The following is a 19,861-nucleotide window of genomic DNA, read 5'->3' as shown; positions in this document are numbered from 1 at the left end:
TTATTTTCTGAATTCAATTCCCTCTGCATCCTCACCTACAAAGATTCTTGCCATATCAGAAGTTTTATACCATTTGGGTTTGCCCGGCATATCATCGGTAATGAGGGTGCCGTTTATCACCAGGTTTTGAAAGATCACATTTTTAACCTGCCGGTTTTCATCATAACCGGATATAATTGATATTTCAGCATTCTTTCCGTTATAGGTAATATCCTTGAACAAAACATTCTCAATTCCACGGCCGGGCGCCGTACAATACTTTTTATTATAAAAGACACGGAGATTTACCAGTTGCCCCTGGCGGAAATCTTCCACCCTGATATTTTCAAACCGTACGTTACGCACCAGGTTATTATCTCCAGCATTAATGCTCATGCATCCCTGATAATCCAATTGAACCTCTTTATGATCGAGAATATCAATATTGATGTAATTCAGGTTTTCGAGGACTTCCGGATTGGGGCTGTTACCATGTGTGCCGATCAAAATAGGATGGGCAACATCAGCCCATAGTGTTGAATTTTGCATGGTGATATTTCTGCAACCGCCTGTAAAGCCACCCCGGGTTCCATATACGGTGGTACAGTCGTCTGAATTGCGGCAAAAAACTCCATCGAACAGCACATTGTTACTTGCAAAAACATTCATACCATCGCCCCAACCATAATAGCTGATGCTTTTTACGTTCCGGATGGTTACACTGTCTGATCCGCCTGTGGCACATTGTGTAGTCACTATCCCTTCAACCGTTATATTCTTTGAGTTTGCAATGCGTACTCCCATTTTTATTGAAGGATCAATAATTCCACGCCCCAGCAACTTCACGTCACGAACGCCTTCTATCAGCACCTGTCCCATGAGCACAGCCCCGCCGGCCAGGTAAACTGTTTTTCCGGAAGACACTTTCAGTTTACCACTGTCAACCTTGTGAATACCGGCTCCGAAATAAATGAGATTAGTGTCTTTTTTATTGGGAACAAACTCATCAATGGGATTGGCAAAAAGATGAAGGTTATGAAAAATATCGCCATTGATTTCAACGGAAAGGTTACGTGGTTGCTTCAATTTGAAACTGATGGTATTCCCTTTTATAACCGGTTTAATACCGTAAGACAACGGCCGGATACGAGCTTGCTGAACGTTGCCTTTATTGCTTGTAACTAAAACTTCCACTTCGCCTGAGAAATCGAAACTGCACATTGAAGCATTCTCAACATGATGAGACGTTCCCTTTACTTCATCCACCTTTACATTGTATTCATAAAGATCCTTCCATTGGCCACCCGGTTTTCTTACCCTTACTGTAAAATCATCATTATGCATGGAGTTAATAACCGCCTGCAGAGCAGGATAGGTGATCAACCGTTGCGTATATCCAACTGAATAAAAAAGGAAAAAAGGAAAAAGAACAAATAAATTTTTCATTTTGTAACAAGCGTAATTTTTAATGAGTGATGCCAACAGGATAAGCCGCTGCTTTCTGCCATAACAACGCCGCGCCAAATACACCGGCGCTGTCGCCGAGCAATGGTTTAACCACAGGCGTAGAGAGCCTGCCATCATTGAATACATATTTTTTGATGCGTTCATAACCTTCTGTATAAAGCAGGTCTATATTACCCACACCACCGCCGATAACGATCAGGTCGGGATCAATGACATTAACCAAAGTGGAAATAGCCCTGCCATAATATTCCAGCAGGCGTTCGATTGTTGCCGTTGCATGAGAATCAATACCGGCCTGGCGACGCCGGTATATCTCAGAAAGTTTTAAATGCACACCGGAAATTTTTTCATAAAAATTTTCCAGCGCAACACCACTGATCACCTGTTCTACGCAACCTTTCTTACCACAATAACAGGGAGCGCCGCCTTCTTCTAAAATATTATGTCCCCATTCGCCGCCGAGCCCCTGTCTTCCTTCAATGATCTCTTTATTTACCACCAATCCCCCGCCAACACCCGTTCCCATGATAACGCCAAACACCAGTTTGGCGTCGGGATAGTTTTTCCCTGCTCCCATTAATGTTTCAGCAAGGGCAAAACAGTTGGCATCATTTGCCAGTCTCACCGGCACACTTAAAATATTCTCAAGATCATCCTTCATTGCCTGGCCATTCATGCAAACCGTATTGCAATTTTTCATTGTTTGCGTTTCGGGCTCCAGCATACCTGGAGTAGCAAAACCGATCCGCCCGGGCTTTTCATTGATCTCTTCAGCCACTTCTTCCACCAGTTTCAGCACCTGCCAGAGAATGTGTTTATAACCTTTGTGTGCTTCTGTTGAAATACGTTTACGAATAATGACATTCATATCTTCATTCAGTACGGCGCATTCGGTCTTTGTTCCGCCTAAGTCTATTCCCCAAAGTTTCATCTGTTTATTTTTTATTGTTTTTTGATCAATACTTGTCCCCGATCCTTCGACAAGCTCAGGACTATCGGGATATCATGCTTGGTTTCTCGTGTAAATTTTTATTTGTACCTAAGTTTAGTTTCACGTTAGCTTATTTTTATACCAGCTATGGTTTTTTATGGCATCGTCCCTTGCGCCTGCCCGTTCGAAGCATTGCGAAGGCGGGTCGCAATCCCTTCATCGTCCTTTCATCAGGGCATCAAAAAAATCATCATTACTTTTCGCTGCCTGTTTCACAAAAGAACTTTAAACTCTTAACACCATTTATCTATTTATTCCTTCACTAATTTCTTCTCCAGCTCTTCCAGCGATACTCCCTTTGTTTCGGGCATTTTGGTCAATACCCATATTAATTGAAGACACATCATGAACGCAAGAAAAGCAAATATGGGCCAGGGGTTCTCTTTCAATATTCCGTTGGTTTTGTCCAAAAAAACCGGTGTGATCAATGTAATGATCGCGGCAAATACCCAGTGTGTACTGGCGCCAAAGGATTGGCCTCTTGCTCTTATTTTATTAGGAAAAATTTCAGCAATAAAAACCCAGATTACTGCGCCCTGGCCGATAGCATGCGATGCAATAAAAAGCAACAGGAATGTAAGCAGGAAGGCGGGACCTGCTGCTGACTTAAAAGCATAAGCCACCAATGCAAGGCTGAGTATATAACCCAGCGAGCCGATGATCATTAATGTCTTTCTGCCCAGCCTGTCAATGAGGTACAAGCCAACAAAGGTAAAAATGAGATTGGTGCCGCCGATATAAATGGAGTTCTTCAATGAATCAACAGAAGCCAGCCCTGCTCTTTCCAGTATCTCCGGCGCATAGTATAAAATGAAGTTGATCCCCGACCATTGATTAAAAAATGCGATCATGAATGCAAGCCATAAAATTGTTTTATGCCTGCGATGAAAAAAACCAATATTCTGCCCGTTTGAAGATTCGTGCCTGATGCCTTCCTTTACCGATTCAATCACTTCATCAGCATTAGCGACACCTATTCTTTCAAATACTTTTTTAGCCCCTGCCGTATCATTTTTCCGTGCCAAAAGCCATCGGGGACTTTCAGGAATACCCATTACCATTAATGTATAAAGCAGCGAGGGAATTGCCATTACGCCAAGCATCCAACGCCAGTCATTTTCGCCGCCTGCTCCTTTTAAAAAATAATTGGAAAGAAAAGCGATCAATATCCCAAATACAATATTGAATTGATACATGGCAACCAGGCGTCCTCTTGTTGCAGGAGTAGAAATTTCAGAAACATAAGCAGGCGCAGCCACCGAAGAAACGCCAATACCCAGGCCTCCTATGAATCGAAAGAAAGAAAATGTATAAGGATCCGGCGCCAATGCAGAACCTAGTGCTGACACACTAAATAAAATACCAATCCACAATAATATTTTTTTTCTGCCATATTTATCGGTTGGTATGCCGCCGAATATAGCACCAACTACGGTACCCCACAGGGCCATTGACATAATAAAGAACCCGTGAAACCAGGGAGAAATTTCGGTGGTGTGCCAAAGGTCTTTAATAGGTTGATTGGCGCCGGAAATAACAACTGTGTCGAACCCAAAAATAAATCCGGCAAGGGCGGCTATCAATGAAATGGTTAAAAGATTGGACGAACTTTTTAAAGATACATTGCCTGAAAAATCGCTGGTTTGTATTTGCATATAAAACGATTAGTGATTTGACATAACTTATTTCGTGAATGGTTTTATCCAAACAGCCTGCCCTCCCGAGGCTTTTAACTTCAGTTCCATTACTGTTGCTGAAGTTATCGTTTTGCGTTCTACTTTCACTTTGGTTTTTGTCGACACTGTTTCATCATCGCTGTAAAAGGTGGCTGTATATTTTTTCCCTTTTGTTAAAAAATCAAAAGATAGCTTCAGGGTTCTTGCATCATTGTTGGTGATAGTTCCTACAAACCAATCGTCGCCCTTTCTTCTTGCCGTGCTGACAAATTCACCCGGTTTGCCCTGCAATACTTTTGTTTCATCCCATGATACCGGTATCTTATCCCAGAATTCCAGTTCGGGCTCATCATTGCTGAAGGCAGGCTTATCGTACCAGTACAAGGTTTGTAACGGACTATAATAGATAGCTGCTAATGCCAACTGATGGGCATGTGTTGTCTTTATTCGTTTATCATAGTAACAAATAGTATAATCAGCAGCGCCGGCGATATATCTTGTAAAGGGAAGAACAGTATTGTGCGTGGCATCAGGCATTTCTTCATTCCCTCTGATTCCCTCTGCTGTCATAAGATTGGGCCAGGTACGTTGCTCGCCGGTGGGTCGCCAGTCATCATGTACATTTACCATGATATTATTTTCCGCTGCTTTCTTAAGCATTTCTTCCAGCCAGGTTGTCCATCGGTGCGAACCCACCTGTACAAATCCAAATTTTACTCCTTTCACTCCCCATTCCTTATACACCCTGAACAACGAATCAGCTTGTGCATATAAACCCTGCAGATTGCAGTACAGCCAAACACCAATTCCCTTTTCTTTCCCATAATTGATAATAGCAGGCAGATCAAAATCAGGAATGGCGACTTTCGTAGCATCGGAATTAAAAGTAAAGGCAGGACCATACCATTTCCAATCGAATAAAATGTATTGCAGGTTATGCTTTTCGGCGAAGTCAATATTTTCAAAAGCATCTTTGGTTGTTTGCGTCATTACCCGCATGATCTTTCCCGGCTTTATCCAACCAAGGTCTTTGATTTTTGAAGGTTCATTTAAATTCAATAAAAGATCATTGTTCTCAACAAGACCACCGGCTTTTTCCGCCACCATGATCACCCTCCACGGCGTAGCGAAAGGTGAGATCAGGTCAGCAGGTGTGTACATGGATGTAAGAACTGTATTTGGTTTTTCATTGCTCAGTTTAAATTTTGTTCTTGCATAATCCACCATCTGTGCTTCAGCAAGACAGGCAAACCATCCATTGGGTAATTGCAGTGTCAACGGTCTTTCGCTTTCGTCAGGCCAATCTTTCAAAGGCAATAATTTATACGGTGCCTGCGCCCATGAATGATGCCACGCTTTTGTTCCTTCAGGCAAAGCAAATTCTGTATTCTCATTCATTACCCGGTAATAAGTTCCTTTACTATTTTCAGGGAAAAAATATCGCAAAGCCACACCTTCATTATAAGCTCTTATTTCCACATTCATTAAGTAAATGGGATTGTCATCTTTGATCATTTCAATGGTCATGGCGTTACAATGATCCCTGATTTTATTTCTTTCACCATAAACAGGGAGCCATGAAGTATCATGAGAAGAAGAAACAATTTTCTTCACGGTTAAATTTTCACACCACTTTGCATGCTTATCAACCGGCAGAGCCATCGCTCTTTCGGAAAGATTATTATCAAGCTGTATATCTAATACCGACTCATGAATTACTGGTTGATTTTTGTAATCAACTTTATAAAACATGGTTCTTGTACCGTCGCTATTTCTTTTCTGGTAAAAACTGACAGTGTAATTCTTATCCGGCGACACAACAGTTGTTTTGGCAGAATCTATTATTTGCTGACTGTATAAGTCTGTAATGACCAGTAAAAAGACAATTATGAAAATATTTTTTTTCATTGTGTGTTTAAAGGTTTTAATAAATGGCTTTTCCTTCCTGCAATCTCTTTAATCGGAGCAATGCTTCGATATAATAATAATCAGCATAAATAATCGAAGCATCTATTTCACCACCATTTGGCTTATGCCCGGTCGAATGTAACAGGAAGGCATTATTTGCATCACCGCTTTGATAGTTTGATGAAGACAATGCCTTCAGCATGGCCTCTGCTTTATTTCGATACAGTTTTGATTTATTCTCATTGTTCACCAATGTAGATAATTCTAATAACGCTGAAGCTACCACACAGGCAGCCGATGCATCTTTGGGGGCATTGGGAATGGCAGGATCATTAAAATCCCAGTAAGGAATCAAATCATCGGGAAGACTTTGTAAATAAACATCTGTTACATTTTGAGCAAAGTCTAAAAACTTAGGATCCTTTGTTTCCCGGTACACCATTGTATAACCATAGATGGCCCAGCTTTGCCCTCTTGCCCACATGCTGCTGTCGTTGTATCCCTGGTGTGTAGTGCCCTTGATCTTTTTCCCCGTTGCAGTATCATACACCACTACATGATAAGAACTGTAATCATCACGAAAATGATTTTGCATGGTTGTCTCTGCATGTTTCACTGCTATATCATACAAATTTTTACTGCCGCCATTCTTTGATGCCCAGAATAACAATTCAAGATTGATCATATTATCCATAATAGTGTTGTGACGCAAAGGCCAGTCAACACCTGGCACTTCCCGTGGCCATGATAAAATGGTTCCAGCTTTTGAATTGTATAACCTGGCAAGTGTATCAGCAGCTCTTAGCAAAATTGTTTTATAGGATGAATCCTTTGTGAGCCTGTATCCGTTACCGATGCTGCAAAAAAACTGGAAGCCTAGATCATGATCAATGGCTGCTGAATCAACAAGCGGTTTGAGAACGGAAGAAAAACGGGCCGCTTCCTTTTTCCATTTATCATCATTTGAATATTCGCAGGCGTACCAGAGAATGCCGGGCCAGAAGCCGCTTGTCCAGTCACGATAGTTTACAAACCGCCATGCTGTTTTTCCATTGGCAATGCTGCGGGGGATCATGGATGAATCAGTCAACCCATTTAATGTTTTTGTTGCTTGTGCAAGACAATAGTTCAATTCTTTGGCTGTGTCAATATTATTTTGTTCGGATGTTTTACAACCAGCCAAACTAACAACACTTAACAATATTATGATCAATGACCCTCTCATTTAATTTAAAATTTGATATAAACTGCTAACAGCATACGATAGATGTTTTGCCAGGCATCATCGCCGTTTAAAGATATTATGAAATGTTTTTATCTTTTTACTATCATAAAATATAAGTCTATGCAGACAAGAGTTTCTGTCGCCTGTCATAGACTTTAAATAAATTCATCAAGGGCAGCTATTAAAATAACCAACTGCTTAACGGATATAAAAAACTGCCGCCCCTGATGAATTCTTTTTAGTAACTATTCCCAGCCTCACAATTCTGTTCCTGTGCCGTTTGCCTCACACCTACTATTTGGTTTTTCAAATGACTGTTTCATTATTGTTTTACAATTTTTGTTGTAGTAAGAACACCGCCATTTATTACCTGCACATAATATATACCTGCAGCCAGTGTTTGCACAGGAAGGCTTTGGATAATATTCGTCAGCCTGGTCGTAACAACTACTGCTCCGTTTACATTATACACTTTCACCAAGGCTCCTTCCTGCAATCTGCTCACTTTAATGATCAGCTTGTCAGTAACAGGATTTGGATAAACAATCGTGCCTTCCTTAACTAATTCTACTGATGCTGCTGTACTTGTATTTGCAGAACGTGAAGGAGTAGCATTGCAGGTTCCCAAATAATCGCCGTGGTTTAAATGATCCTGCACATCTTCATAAGGAACGCATAGCGAATTACCACTATGACAAATCATCCTGTTTTTGTTTTTATTACCACAGCGCACATCAACAACTTTAATTGTGATGGAGACTGTTGCCTCACATCCTTTGGCGTCTGTTACCGTTACAGTGTATGTTCCTGCTGCCGTAACGGAAATTGCCTGTGTTGTTGAAACCGGAGATGTGTTCCAACTATACGTATAGGGTGAACTGCCTCCTGCAGGTAACGCAGTAATGGTAAGCGATGAAGCGCCATAGCCGGTATAGATCGTGTTGGCATCAACACCTGCACTTAATGCATATACATCGGGAATGCTAACAGCAAGCGGTGCATTTACAGTTACAACAGTACTTGCATTACTTACATTTCCATGAATATCTGTTACTGTCCATGCAATTGTTGATTCACCTGCATTGAAGGAACCGCTTGCATCTGACCCATTGCCACTTCTTGAAGTAGCACCACTTACACTGTAACTAACAGAAGCAATACCACAATTATCATTAGCAATCAATGAAGGAACAGTATAAGAACCTGCAATACTGTAACAGAAGAATTGGTTTGATGCTGCAGTAAGCGTTGGTTTTTCATTATCTGCAACGGTTACTGTTTGCTGAGCAGTAGACTTGTTGCCATGAACATCAGTAACTGTCCAGGTCACTACTGTGCTTCCTACAAGGAAACTTGCCGGTGCGTCATTCGTCACGGATTGCACACCGCAATTGTCGGAAGTAACCGGAGCACCGAGTGAAACATTCGTTGCAGCGCAAACGCCATTGTCAGCATTTGCGTTTACATCTGTTGGTGCGGTAATAATTGGATTGATGTTATCAACAATCGTTACCTGCGCTGTTCCTGTGCCTGAATGCCCATCTGCATCTGTTGCAGTAAGTGTTACGGTTACTGGTGAACCAATATCAGCACAAGTGAAATCTGTTTTGTCTAAACTTAATATCAGCACTCCTGAATAACCTATCGAACCATCATCCACTTGTTGTGGTGTGATGAATGCTTTTCCATCTGCGCCCACCGCTACTTCTATGCTCTTTGTTTTAACGGTGGGGAATCTGTACACCGTTAGTGTCATTGTATCATTTACCGAACCCCAATCATTTGCTGCAGTAAGTATCACAGAAAAAGTTCCTGCAGTGGTTGGTGCACCGGAAATAATACCGTTGCAGGTATTCAGCGTTAAGCCATCGGGCAAACCTGCAGCACTGTAACTGTTTGGTCTGTTACTGGCTTGTATTGAATAACTGAATGACGAATCATACCAAATGTTTTGTGTGCCGGCTTTACTCAACATTTGTGGCGCTTGGGCCAGAAATCCGTAAAACTCAACTTCAGCAACATTACCAAAGCCGGTGCTTGAAGAGATATAGCGGATATAGCGGAAAGCTGTACTATTTGAAACGGTCTGCTCTGTATAAACACCAACTGTTGGTTGGGCCGTAACAGTGAATAATGTTGTTGCAGAACTGAAATCTGCAACATTAGAACCCTGGAACATGCCGCCTACCATGCGAGGTGCAAAATTGGCACGTGGCGCATATCTCAGCTTGGTAATGACATTGTTATTGTTTGCTCCCAAATCATATCCCACCCAGGCTGTACCTGTTGGAGCATCAAAGAAAGTAGCAAGGTTGCCATCCACTGCTGCTGCTTTGGTTGTAGCAGCATTATTACCCCATGAACCGTTTGTACCGATGAGTGCACCTGTAAGCTTTTTACCAAATGAAAGACTCGCCACCGATGAGTTTGCTCCTTCACCTACACTGTTAATTGCCGATACTACATAAAAATAGGTTTTGCAATTTTCAGCTGTGCTATCAATATAGCTGGTGCTCGTTACGTTCGCAATAGTTGTGAAAGGCCCTGCGGCAGTTTCGGCACGTTTTACATTATAACCTGTAGCACTCGTTGGTGCAGACCATGTTAATGCTATTTGATTATTACCACCAATAACAGAAAGATTGATTGGTGATGGCGGCGGTACCGATTGGTAAACCAGTGCCAATATTTCTGATGCACTTAAACCTTTGTTGTAAATTCTGAACTCGTCCACGGAACCATTGAAGAGTGGATCGCTACTCCATTGCGATTTGCCAATCCAGTTCTGTGTGGTATTACCCAGTGAAGATGGTTTTGTTGTCATGGCATTATTACGGCCTATTTCAACTCCATCAACATAAAGTATTCCAGTGGTGCCCGATAATGTTACCGCAAAATGGTGCCATCCGCCGGGAGCAATGGCTACTGTACTATTGATTTGTTGTACCACACCACCGGTAATAATTTCATATCGCACATAACCTGTGCTTGCCCGTGCTGTTAAGAACATATAGTTAGTAGTGCCTGTGCCAAAATCAAAAATCCTTGCCCAGTTTGCACTTGCATCCACCTTTGCCCAAGTAGCAATGGTGAAATTATTGACAGAACTCATCAATGCTGTTGGAAGTGTTACATATCCATTGCTTCCATTCAGTTTAACAGCCTTACCCTGAAGACCATCTGTCCAACTGGCTCCGCCGGTAAATGCACCATGACGGGCACCCCATGAATCAATGGCTTTTGTACCAGTGCTGTCGTTAAACTTATAATAATCCCATTGACCTAATTGCGGAGTAGCCGCTATTGGAGATGTTCCGGGATATTCTACGCTTCCATCTACACTTGATATGATGTAATAGTAGGTAGTACCATTAGTAAGCAGAGAATCTGCAAATCTTGCAGCAGTGGCCTTGCCCACCAAAGTAAACGGACCAGACTGTGATGTAGAACGTGTAATGTTATACGTGAGGTTCAGAATGGGATTCCATTCTAAAACAACTTTTGTATCGCCTTCAGCAGCCAGCACATTTTCCACTACTGTTTTCAATACTGCAAGACGCAGTGTATCTGTTACTGAAGCTGTATCATTAGCTGCAGTTAAAACAATTGCAAAGTTGCCGCTTACAGTTGGCGTACCGGATATTACGCCGGTTGATGGATTTACACTCAGGCCATCAGGCAGTCCTGCAGCATTAAAGCTGTTTGGCGAATGAATAGCCTGAATAGTATAACTGTATGCCTTGCCCACCAGTGCGGTATCTGTTTTAGCACTTACGATGGTCATTGGCACAACACGTTCATCCCTCAGTACAACATCATTACCATCACCTCCAATATAAGTAATGCGGAAGTTATGGTTGCCAAGTTTTATAAGACCTAACTCGGGAAGATCTTTGAACGTACCGGATACAGCATTACTGCCGGTGTTTTCGATAATCGTAAAGTTGGTTCCTAATGCCAATGCAGCAGAATCTGTATTGACTACTGCCAGCGCAGGGTAACCCACCAGATTAACAGTGCCGGCCTTTATTTTATCTGCTATTGTATCTTTTGTGCTTACCTGTACATTATAGATTGCATTGCTATTAAGTGTAAGGCTGCTTGTGGTAGTAAACGTGCCGATACTGCCATTGCCGGGTTCGAGCATAGCGGTTGCGGAAGTTCCCGTACCGATTGTTACAGATGCCTGGCTAAGACCAGTTCCTCCGAATATACCGCTGCTGTCCACAACAGGGCTTGCAAAAGCGCCATTAGTTGGACTATTGCTCAAAAGGAATGCGCCGTCTTTGATGGTGGTAGTTCCCCAATAAGTATGGTTGCCGCCAAAAAACAGCGTTCCGGTACCTACTTTCACAATATCAAAATAATTAGCTATAGTTCCACCAAACCATGTTGACTGATTTAATGCACCAATGCTGATTATTGGTGTACCGCCAGCATTATTACGAATATAACCACGGCCAGAAAGTGCACCAAAGTGAAGTGTGCCTGTTTTGAAACCAATGCCTATGCAATCAATTCCATTTGCATCAAGATTCCAATATGCTTTGGCACTGCCCGCCTCCGGAACCATAAAACGAACACGGTTTCTTCCGCTGCGAAGCGCTGCAACAAATGTTCCTGTAAACCCACTGTTATCTCCATAAAGATTGATGCCCGGATAATCGTTACCATCTTCCCACAAAGTGCCGCTTCCTGTAATCCTACCATAAATAGTCATGGAATTGACAGTTTGATTGAGAAAACTTCGTTTCCCGGCAACAACTTCAATATCATTATAGATGGTAGCTGCACTATCACCGGATTGTATGGTGCCTCCGTTCATAATGATTTTACCTGTGCCCAGCGGACCTGATGTTGGTGCACCTGATGTTCCTTTACCATGCGCCTGAATAGCAACAACTCCGTTAAGGATAGTATTACCGGAGTAAGTATTTTGTCCCGACAGCATAAGCCAGCCACCGCCATTTTTTGTCAAACCTCCTGAGCCACTCAGAACACCTGTGTATTTAATGGTTGAAGTAGCAGTTACATTCACCTGTTCATTAATTGTAATAGGTGTTGTGATGGTTTGTGTATTGGAAGATATGTTCACCAGGTCGGTCTTCAGCGTAAAGCTGTTACCATTGACGGTGTAAGCGCTGGCTGTTGTATCGAACAGCATTCTTGAAACCTCGAGACCTGTAAGGTTATTTGTCAAAACACTATCTGCAGTGTTTTTGAACGTTACGATAGCAGGGCTTTGTGGCACGCTGTTCTCCACCCAGTTGCCTGTTTCGCTCCATAGATTACTACCAGGAGTTGAACTCCATGTAGAAGAATTGGAACCAGGTACACCGAATGATTCTAAAGAATTGGCGCTTTCAAGGCTCGTACCCGCAGACGAAACCACATAATAATACCCGGTGCCGTTAATGACATTTACATCAGAATAACTGTTTGCAGATACCTGTGCAATAACTGTGTAAGGCCCGCCGGTAGTTAATGAACGTTTTACTTTATAGGAAGTAGCACCGTTAGCTGTAGCCCAGGTCAGGTCTATCTGACCGTTTTTGCTGGTTACTACTGGCTTGCCGGGAATTGCCGGTGGCACAGAACCAAATACTTCGTTGGAAACTCCGCTCTCCAGTTCACCTGTAAGAGCTGTTACCACATAATAGTTGTTCACTTCAGGAACAGGAGCAGCATCGGTAAAGCTGGTAACATTAATACCACTCTGTATGAGAGTATAAGGTCCGCCCGGAGTGAGTGAACGTTTAACCGAATAACCGGTAGCGTTGGCAGAGGCTTTCCAGGTAAGTTTAATTTGCGTGGTATTAACTACTGTTGCTACCACGGAATCGGGAACAGCAGGTATATCACTACCGATAACCTTAAGCATTAAAGTAGCTCTACCTGTACCAATGCCATTGGTGGCAGTTAAGGTTATCTCGCTTTGACCAATTGCAGTTGGTGTTCCTGATATAACGCCAGTTACAGCATCAATGGATAAACCTTCGGGCAAGCCACTCGCACCATATGTAGTGGGAGCTCCACTCGCAGTAATAGTATAATTAAACGGAGCGCCAACTGTAGTTGTGAGGGAAGTGGCACTGCTGATTTCAGGAGAACCCTCAGGTGCAGCCTGGCTGAAACCTACATTAGTAAAATTGGTGGTATTAAGAGCCGAAGTATTATTAGACAGTGTATAAAAGCCATAATAGAGTTCAGCAGGATATCCGCTTTCAGAATAAAAACAATTGAGGGCGGTCCAGTTTGCACCGTCATGCGAATGATAAGTAAATATGCGGTTGCCTACCCTCTCTATCTTAAGCCACCAAGGGGCTTTAGGCTGCCAATGCCTGCCTGTCCCACCCGATGCTGACAGGAAGATGTCCCAAAAAGGAGCACCAGGTGCCACCGACTGCCGGATCATGACTCCGGAACCGCCCGAGCTCAGAGACATATTATCAACCTTTACCACCAGGCCCGCATCTCCGCTCATCTTTTTAAATGTATAATTGAATGCACTGCTTGTTGAATTGCCCGCTGCCTTTACGGTCCACACGCCATTGTTGTAAGAAGCACTGCCTGCTATTCCGGGGTTACCAATATCTGTATTGGTTAAATGACTTACCGGCTGTACATGCTCTGAAGGATAATACACCGGAGGCAATGGAGTAGCTGTAGAAGTATCGGATGATTTCAGGTATAAAAAGTCGCCACCGGCTCCACCTAATGCGGCCCTCATCTTGTCAGTGTACGGCGTGGGAATACCTTTACGCAGAGCGTACGCACCAAGCATGAGGTTAGTCATATCTCCACGACGTGCCCCGGGTGCAATGCCCCAGTTAGTCCAGTAAGAGGCATAACCACCAAATGGAATGAAGGTCATCGTATCGCCTTCAAAAGCGAATTTGTGATATAGTTCACCAATAGCCAGTACCCGGTTGTCCAATTCTGCATACATATCAATACCCTGTTTCCAGGCCAGTTCGGCCCCCCACACAATTGCTGCAGCTTGTACCCGCCAGTGGTCGTCACGGCCGGCATCGCCTACTTCGCCGTTGGTTAATGAGTTGCGCATGCCGCCGCCGGCATCCATGCGGTACACATCAATGGCCTGGTTAAATCTTGTGACATCATCGCAAAAAGCCGCTGCTGCTAAAGCTATTTTCAACTGAAGGGCACCTTTGTTTGCATCACGCAGTTGATAAGGTACAAACGAAGTTGGATAAAGCACATTGGCAAAATAGTTCTTGACATGGACGGTATTAGAGTCAGTCCAGCCTGGAAATGTACCACGAAGAATATCGGCGCCTGTGGCCCAGTATTCGGTAAAGTCACCAATGTCGAGCATGGATTCATTACCACCCCAAACCGTATTGGTTACTGCCCAGGCATCTATAATATCTGTGCCTTTTCGTGCATAAGCAGAGTCGCCTGTAAATACCCACATAAAGGCCAGGTGATGAACAGCGATCATATCATTGATCCAAACTGTATTATTCAAATTAGGTGCACGGGTTACTGTTGCTTTGGGGTTTGCCGTGTAGGTGAGTTTAGAACGATAGTCTTCTTTAAAGGAATTATAAGCTGATAGCCAAGGCTCTTTTGTAATATTTGCTTTGAGCTGTTCAAGATCATACTTTGTAAATGGTATGCCCGGATGTTGGAAACGTTGTGCCTTTGTATTAACACAAATCAAGAAGGTAAAAACCGTTACCCAAAAGCAGTTAAGAATTGCGGTTTTCATTACAGAACCAAGCGTAAAAAATTTCATATTGGCAATTGTTTAAACACGTTAAAGAATGCTGAAATTGTTTTTCTAAAGATTGGCATCTCTAATATCAATTTGGCAAGCTTTGATTGCAGTATTTTTTTTTGAAACCAATGTTTTTATTTCATCTGGTCATCCGGCTGAAGCACACATTCGTCTATAGCATGACTTGCAGAGTATAGTTATTTTTTTAAAAACAGGAAAAGGTAGAAACCTCTTCCGCTATTGCTTACGATTATCTGCTAAAAATTTTATGTCTGATATGTTGTTTAAAATGTATACCGGATGGCGGCTTAAGAGTTTATTGAGAGTTACTCATTGCACAAACTTTTTAATTTTCATTAGCCTTGTTTTTAAAATAATTGGTTTGTTTATTTCTTCAACCAAAAACATTTACTAATCCAAAGTGTACAGCAAAGTGCCAAAGCCGAGTTGATCAAATCCACCACTGTTGGGACCGTAGTCACCGCCTCCGCCTTCCGGTAGCGTCCGCTGCACACCCATAGCAGAATAGGGCGCCGGCAGGTTTTTAATTTTTGCATAATGGTTATAAATCATCGTCCACATTGGGCGTAAGTTACCTCTGCCGCCCGACCCTATTTCTGGCAACAATGTTGTTTTAACCCCGCATCCGGTCCATGGATCTCCTTCATGCCAGCTATAAGGATAATAAGGCACATTTAACATGGCTATATTGTATTTAGCCACATATTCACTTGCTTTTAAAATAATATTGTTTCTAAAGCCCCATAAATCATCTCCCTGGTTCCAGGCAAGCTGACAAACTGTTGTCAATAACGCAAGCGAAAGTGTGCAGTGTCCCTGGTCTCTTCCGCTTTCCTGCATTTCTGCCATTGTGGAATCAGCACCTGGAAATACATAAAAAATGGTTTTGAAATTGTTTCCATTTCCCAATCCCCGTTGATAATAGTTGATCACATAATTATAAATGCCCCGGTTATTGGTTAAAATACCTATTGCCATTGCAGATGCCATATTACACAAATCCCAATTTGACCATGAATGTTCCGGATGGCAACCAAAATGCCCTGATAAAAAACCATAATTGACCGGGTAAAAAACATTGAGCATCCATTGTTGATATTTTGCAAAATCTGCTTCTTGCCAGCCATTGAAATCTCTTAGCAATTCTCCTGCTACTGCAAACTGATACCCATAGATACCTGCACCAAGTGCCACGTTGGAATTGCCAGTTAGTTTTATACAAATAGCAGCCCATGCATTTAAAATATTTACTGCTGCCCGGGCATAAGTGGTATCTCCTGAAATTTTCCATCGAAGCCCCAACTGATAAGCAGCAGCAACGTCATTCATGGCACGGGAATAGTTATCAGGTTCTGGTTCTTCAGCGCTGTTCCCTCCACGTATAAGCTTTACTGTTGGATTGGCCACATAAGTTGTTTGCGCATGCGAATTGGCGATCAGTTTATTCCATCCGCTTATCCAAGGTTCGGCATTGGAAGCCAGTTTTGTGTTAATGCGATCAAAATCCGCCTGCGTATGCAGCGCTCCTACATGCTTCATGGGTGTTGATGCAGGAAGGGTATCAATGTATTTTATAGCAGCCGTTGTCTCACTTGTACTAACGCTAAGTTTTTCTTTTTTACTACAGGAACTTATAGCCGAAACGACAAAAACGAACAACACAAATATTTTGTAATTCTTGTACATAACTTTTGCTTTACCATCCCTTCTCAAAACAATTTGTTTAATAGTTCGGATAAAAAACAGCTTTGGAGATGTAAGGCATCTCCAAAGCTTTAGGAACATTTAGTTCTTAACTAATTTTATCCAAGCCACTCTAAAATAAGCGCCCTTAGTTGTTGCTCCAGCCAAATTGCCTAAAAAACCGATTGAAACAACCTGCGAACTGGCAAGTGTGAACGTTATACTTTTAGTTTCAGTTAAATTAGGGGTGGTAGAACCAATAGCAGTTCCATTATAACATTGAACAGATGCCAATGCTGTACCAAGATCAGCAAGAACAGGAATACCATTTCCGCCTTCTGCTACCACACCATAAACAGTGCTGTTAGTTTGTACTTCTGCATAATATTTAAATGAAAAAGTATAACTTCCTGCTGGCAGCGCCATTGAAGTTGGCTGATAAATTATCCCATCTGTAACAGGCGTATTACCCCATGTTTCCCAACAAATATAACCGGGAGGTATGCCCCAGGCTTCCTTACCATAACCACCAATTGTGCCATTAGTTTTGTTTAAAGCTGCTGCATTAGAACGCCATGGAGCAGCAAGCACTCCCCATCTGCCATCGTATGGAGCCGCAATATTAGTAAAACCACCACCCTTAACAGTATCCCCGGTATTCCCTAAAAAATAGGGTGTAATATCACCTGCTGCTGTTGGATTAATAATAGCCGGCGTGGCCGTAAGAGTTAAGCCACCCATTGTAAGTGTTACATTACCGCTTGCAAATGAAGCCGGTGCAATTACTTTAAACAGTGTATCAGTAATTGGGGTAATTATATTTGCCTGAGTTCCATTAAAGTTTACAACCATTTTAGAAGCATCTGTACCGAAGCGAATACCCTTAATCGCTAATGTATCGCCTGGAAATGCAACATTGCTTTGCGCATTTTGTGAAGCCACTGAATTAATCACCGGAGAAGGAATTACAGTATACGTTCCTACTGAATCCACTTTTGTAGTCCATACCTGGAGACTGACTTTTCCGGATACAGCATTCGCCGGCACTTGCACTACTATTTGATTGCCTTTAGCGCTTACTATATTGGTTGCCTGTATGCCGCCAAACCAAATTTTTACTGCTCCTTTTAATGTGTCGAGATTGGTACCGGTAATCGTAACATTGGTCATAGCATAACCACTGGCCGGGCTCATACCTGATGGCACTGCTGCAGGATAATTAAACTCCCTGAATTCCGGATCTTTTTCACAACTGGTGCCGATGATGGCTATTGCGATTAGGCCACAGACTATATTTAAAAATTTATTCTTCATAAAAAATCTTTAAGAGAAATGAATTAATTACGTTCAATCAATTATAGTTGCTATTAATACCCTGGATTTTGAAGCAATTTTGAATTCAATGAAATCTGGGTAAGAGGAATGGGATACAGATAATGCTTTTTAGCAATTGTATGATTTTGCTTACTATCAACCACCACACATTTTAATGTACCGGCAGGAGTTTGTACTTCTTCCTCGCCAAACACATAAGATGAAGCTTTATACTTAGCAACGATAACGCTATCTGCACCTGTAGATGAAGCAGTTTTGAAATCAGTAGGATAATCTGCACCCCCTACTACCATGCCCAGGCGTGAAGGATTCAAAGAAGCTTCCAGAATTCCCCAGCGTTTCAAATCATCAAAGCGTTTGCCTTCGCGGTATAGCTCCACACCTCTTTCTCTTCTTATTTCTTCCTTCATATCCAGACCATTGGCAGTTACTAAAGCGTTAGTAAGGCGTGCCACTCCGGCCCGGTCTCTCAACTTATTAATAGATGCATCTAACTCTGCATCTGTAATGGATCCGTTTAGCTCAATTAAAGCTTCTGCATAATTCAAATACACTTCGGCCAAACGGATGATGGGATAATTAGCCGATTCGGTATTATCAGTTCTACGGGTTCCATAACCGTATACGGCGTATTTGGCATTGCCATATCCGCTGCTGCCTAAGCCACCATAATCTAATGTAGCTGATGTCGGCCCGGTTGCACTGGCATAGAGGTAATTTGTTAAACGCAGATCCCTGTTTTTAAATTCATCCCCTGTTTTATGATAGCCCTGGAACAAAGGCGATTTGTCTATAGGCAACCCGTCTTTGCAAACCGGCATATCTACAAATTTGCGGCTGGGATATAACTGCCAGGATGTCCATGAAATATTCTTTCCAGGTTTTTTTAGCGTATAATCATATACGGTATATAAGATAAACTCGTTGTTAGTGGATTTATCAAAGCCTCCCGGATTACTTCCTGCGTCTTCTAAATTGAACAAATACCAGGAGCTGGAATTTGCCATACTGGCTACTGAATTTTTATTCCATACTGCGTATCCGCCATTGTTCATCACATCCTGGGACATAGCTATTGCATCAGCCAAATACTTATTTACATTCGCTGCATCGTGCCCAGCCTTGCCTGCCCCTATTGCTGTACCATCGCCATCCGGATCCTGGCCAACATATTTTTCCCAGGTGGCTTCATACAATTCAACCTGGGCCTTAAATGCCTCAGCAGCCCATTTGCTTATTCTGCCTTTGTCGGTACTGGGTATTGTTTGCTCTGTTGGCAATTTTGGAATAGCCTGGTCGAGGTCTGCCAGGATTTGCTGCACTACTTCGTAGCGACTGTTGCGCGGTGCATATAATTCCGGAGAGTTAACATCCAGTACTTCAGTTATAATAGGTACACCACCATAAGTTTTTAGCAGATTGAAATAGGCAAAGGCACGGAAGAAATAAGCCTCAGCTACGTACTGGCTTATATCACCAGTGCCAGTATAAGCTGCTGCTTTTGATAACAGGATATTGCTACTACGAATGCCGGAATAATCCCAGTTTGCAGAAGTACTGGTTGCAATGGTTCCGTGACCAATATCGTAACCAGTACCATTAGCATTGGCAGACAAATCAGAATTATTATCCATTGTACCAAAATCCCAACCTGGTAACTTGCTATAAAAATTTGTAGCGTAAGCCTTAAATTCACCTGGTTGCTTGAAATAAACCGCATCTAAAAAAGCGTCCTTGGGCTTAAGGTCAACAAAATCTTTCTTACAAGAGACAACGCCAAGGGATAAGCTGCCTATTATGATATAGTTAAATATTTTTTTCATGATTGAATG

Annotated in this window: 9 protein-coding genes; all 9 read right to left on the bottom strand. The window is 42.4% G+C overall.

The genetic code is table 11. The features are described from left to right. Nucleotides 1-1,425 carry a glycosyl hydrolase family 28 protein gene (locus P2W73_RS01380; protein WP_276500180.1) on the bottom strand — a complete coding sequence of 475 codons (1,425 nt, stop codon included), beginning with the start codon at nt 1,423-1,425 and terminating at the stop codon, nt 1-3. A gap of 19 nt (nt 1,426-1,444) precedes the next feature. Further along, nucleotides 1,445-2,377, bottom strand: coding sequence for an ROK family protein (locus P2W73_RS01375; RefSeq protein WP_276500179.1), 933 nt, complete (start codon nt 2,375-2,377; stop codon nt 1,445-1,447). Nucleotides 2,378-2,688: 311 nt separating this feature from the next. Further along, the gene (locus P2W73_RS01370; protein ID WP_276500178.1) at nt 2,689-4,092 is read right to left on the bottom strand and encodes a sugar porter family MFS transporter; all 1,404 of its coding nucleotides are present in this window, start codon (nt 4,090-4,092) and stop codon (nt 2,689-2,691) included. A 27-nt stretch (nt 4,093-4,119) separates the two neighbouring features. Then, the gene (locus P2W73_RS01365) at nt 4,120-6,021 is read right to left on the bottom strand and encodes a glycoside hydrolase family 97 protein (RefSeq protein ID WP_276500177.1); all 1,902 of its coding nucleotides are present in this window, start codon (nt 6,019-6,021) and stop codon (nt 4,120-4,122) included. Between the two features lie 16 nt (nt 6,022-6,037). Beyond that, on the bottom strand, nt 6,038-7,246 hold the full coding sequence (locus tag P2W73_RS01360) for a glycoside hydrolase family 88 protein (protein ID WP_276500176.1): 1,209 nt from the start codon (nt 7,244-7,246) through the stop codon (nt 6,038-6,040). A 322-nt stretch (nt 7,247-7,568) separates the two neighbouring features. Then, nucleotides 7,569-15,008 carry a LamG-like jellyroll fold domain-containing protein gene (locus P2W73_RS01355; RefSeq protein WP_276500175.1) on the bottom strand — a complete coding sequence of 2,480 codons (7,440 nt, stop codon included), beginning with the start codon at nt 15,006-15,008 and terminating at the stop codon, nt 7,569-7,571. Nucleotides 15,009-15,401: 393 nt separating this feature from the next. Next, the gene (locus P2W73_RS01350) at nt 15,402-16,697 is read right to left on the bottom strand and encodes an alginate lyase family protein (RefSeq protein ID WP_276500174.1); all 1,296 of its coding nucleotides are present in this window, start codon (nt 16,695-16,697) and stop codon (nt 15,402-15,404) included. Between the two features lie 99 nt (nt 16,698-16,796). Continuing rightward, nucleotides 16,797-18,008 carry a DUF5013 domain-containing protein gene (locus P2W73_RS01345; protein ID WP_276500173.1) on the bottom strand — a complete coding sequence of 404 codons (1,212 nt, stop codon included), beginning with the start codon at nt 18,006-18,008 and terminating at the stop codon, nt 16,797-16,799. A 53-nt stretch (nt 18,009-18,061) separates the two neighbouring features. Continuing rightward, entirely contained in the window at nt 18,062-19,852 is a 1,791-nt protein-coding gene (locus tag P2W73_RS01340; protein ID WP_276500172.1) for a RagB/SusD family nutrient uptake outer membrane protein, read from the bottom strand. Between the last annotated feature and the right edge of the window lie 9 nt (nt 19,853-19,861).

Origin of the sequence: Terrimonas pollutisoli (assembly GCF_029360765.1) — a bacterium.
Lineage (GTDB): Bacteria > Bacteroidota > Bacteroidia > Chitinophagales > Chitinophagaceae > Terrimonas_B > Terrimonas_B pollutisoli.
The sequence above is the reverse complement of the archived record's forward strand: the minus strand, read 5'-3'. Positions and strand labels throughout refer to the sequence as shown.

Bases quoted from the DNA above. Each gene is read 5' to 3' on its own strand.
- P2W73_RS01380 (WP_276500180.1), bottom strand. From the start codon at position 1,425: ATGAAAAATTTATTTGTTCTTTTTCCTTTTTTCCTTTTTTATTCAGTT.
- P2W73_RS01375 (WP_276500179.1), bottom strand. From the start codon at position 2,377: ATGAAACTTTGGGGAATAGACTTAGGCGGAACAAAGACCGAATGCGCC.
- P2W73_RS01370 (WP_276500178.1), bottom strand. From the start codon at position 4,092: ATGCAAATACAAACCAGCGATTTTTCAGGCAATGTATCTTTAAAAAGT.
- P2W73_RS01365 (WP_276500177.1), bottom strand. From the start codon at position 6,021: ATGAAAAAAAATATTTTCATAATTGTCTTTTTACTGGTCATTACAGAC.
- P2W73_RS01360 (WP_276500176.1), bottom strand. From the start codon at position 7,246: ATGAGAGGGTCATTGATCATAATATTGTTAAGTGTTGTTAGTTTGGCT.
- P2W73_RS01355 (WP_276500175.1), bottom strand. From the start codon at position 15,008: ATGAAATTTTTTACGCTTGGTTCTGTAATGAAAACCGCAATTCTTAAC.
- P2W73_RS01350 (WP_276500174.1), bottom strand. From the start codon at position 16,697: ATGTACAAGAATTACAAAATATTTGTGTTGTTCGTTTTTGTCGTTTCG.
- P2W73_RS01345 (WP_276500173.1), bottom strand. From the start codon at position 18,008: ATGAAGAATAAATTTTTAAATATAGTCTGTGGCCTAATCGCAATAGCC.
- P2W73_RS01340 (WP_276500172.1), bottom strand. From the start codon at position 19,852: ATGAAAAAAATATTTAACTATATCATAATAGGCAGCTTATCCCTTGGC.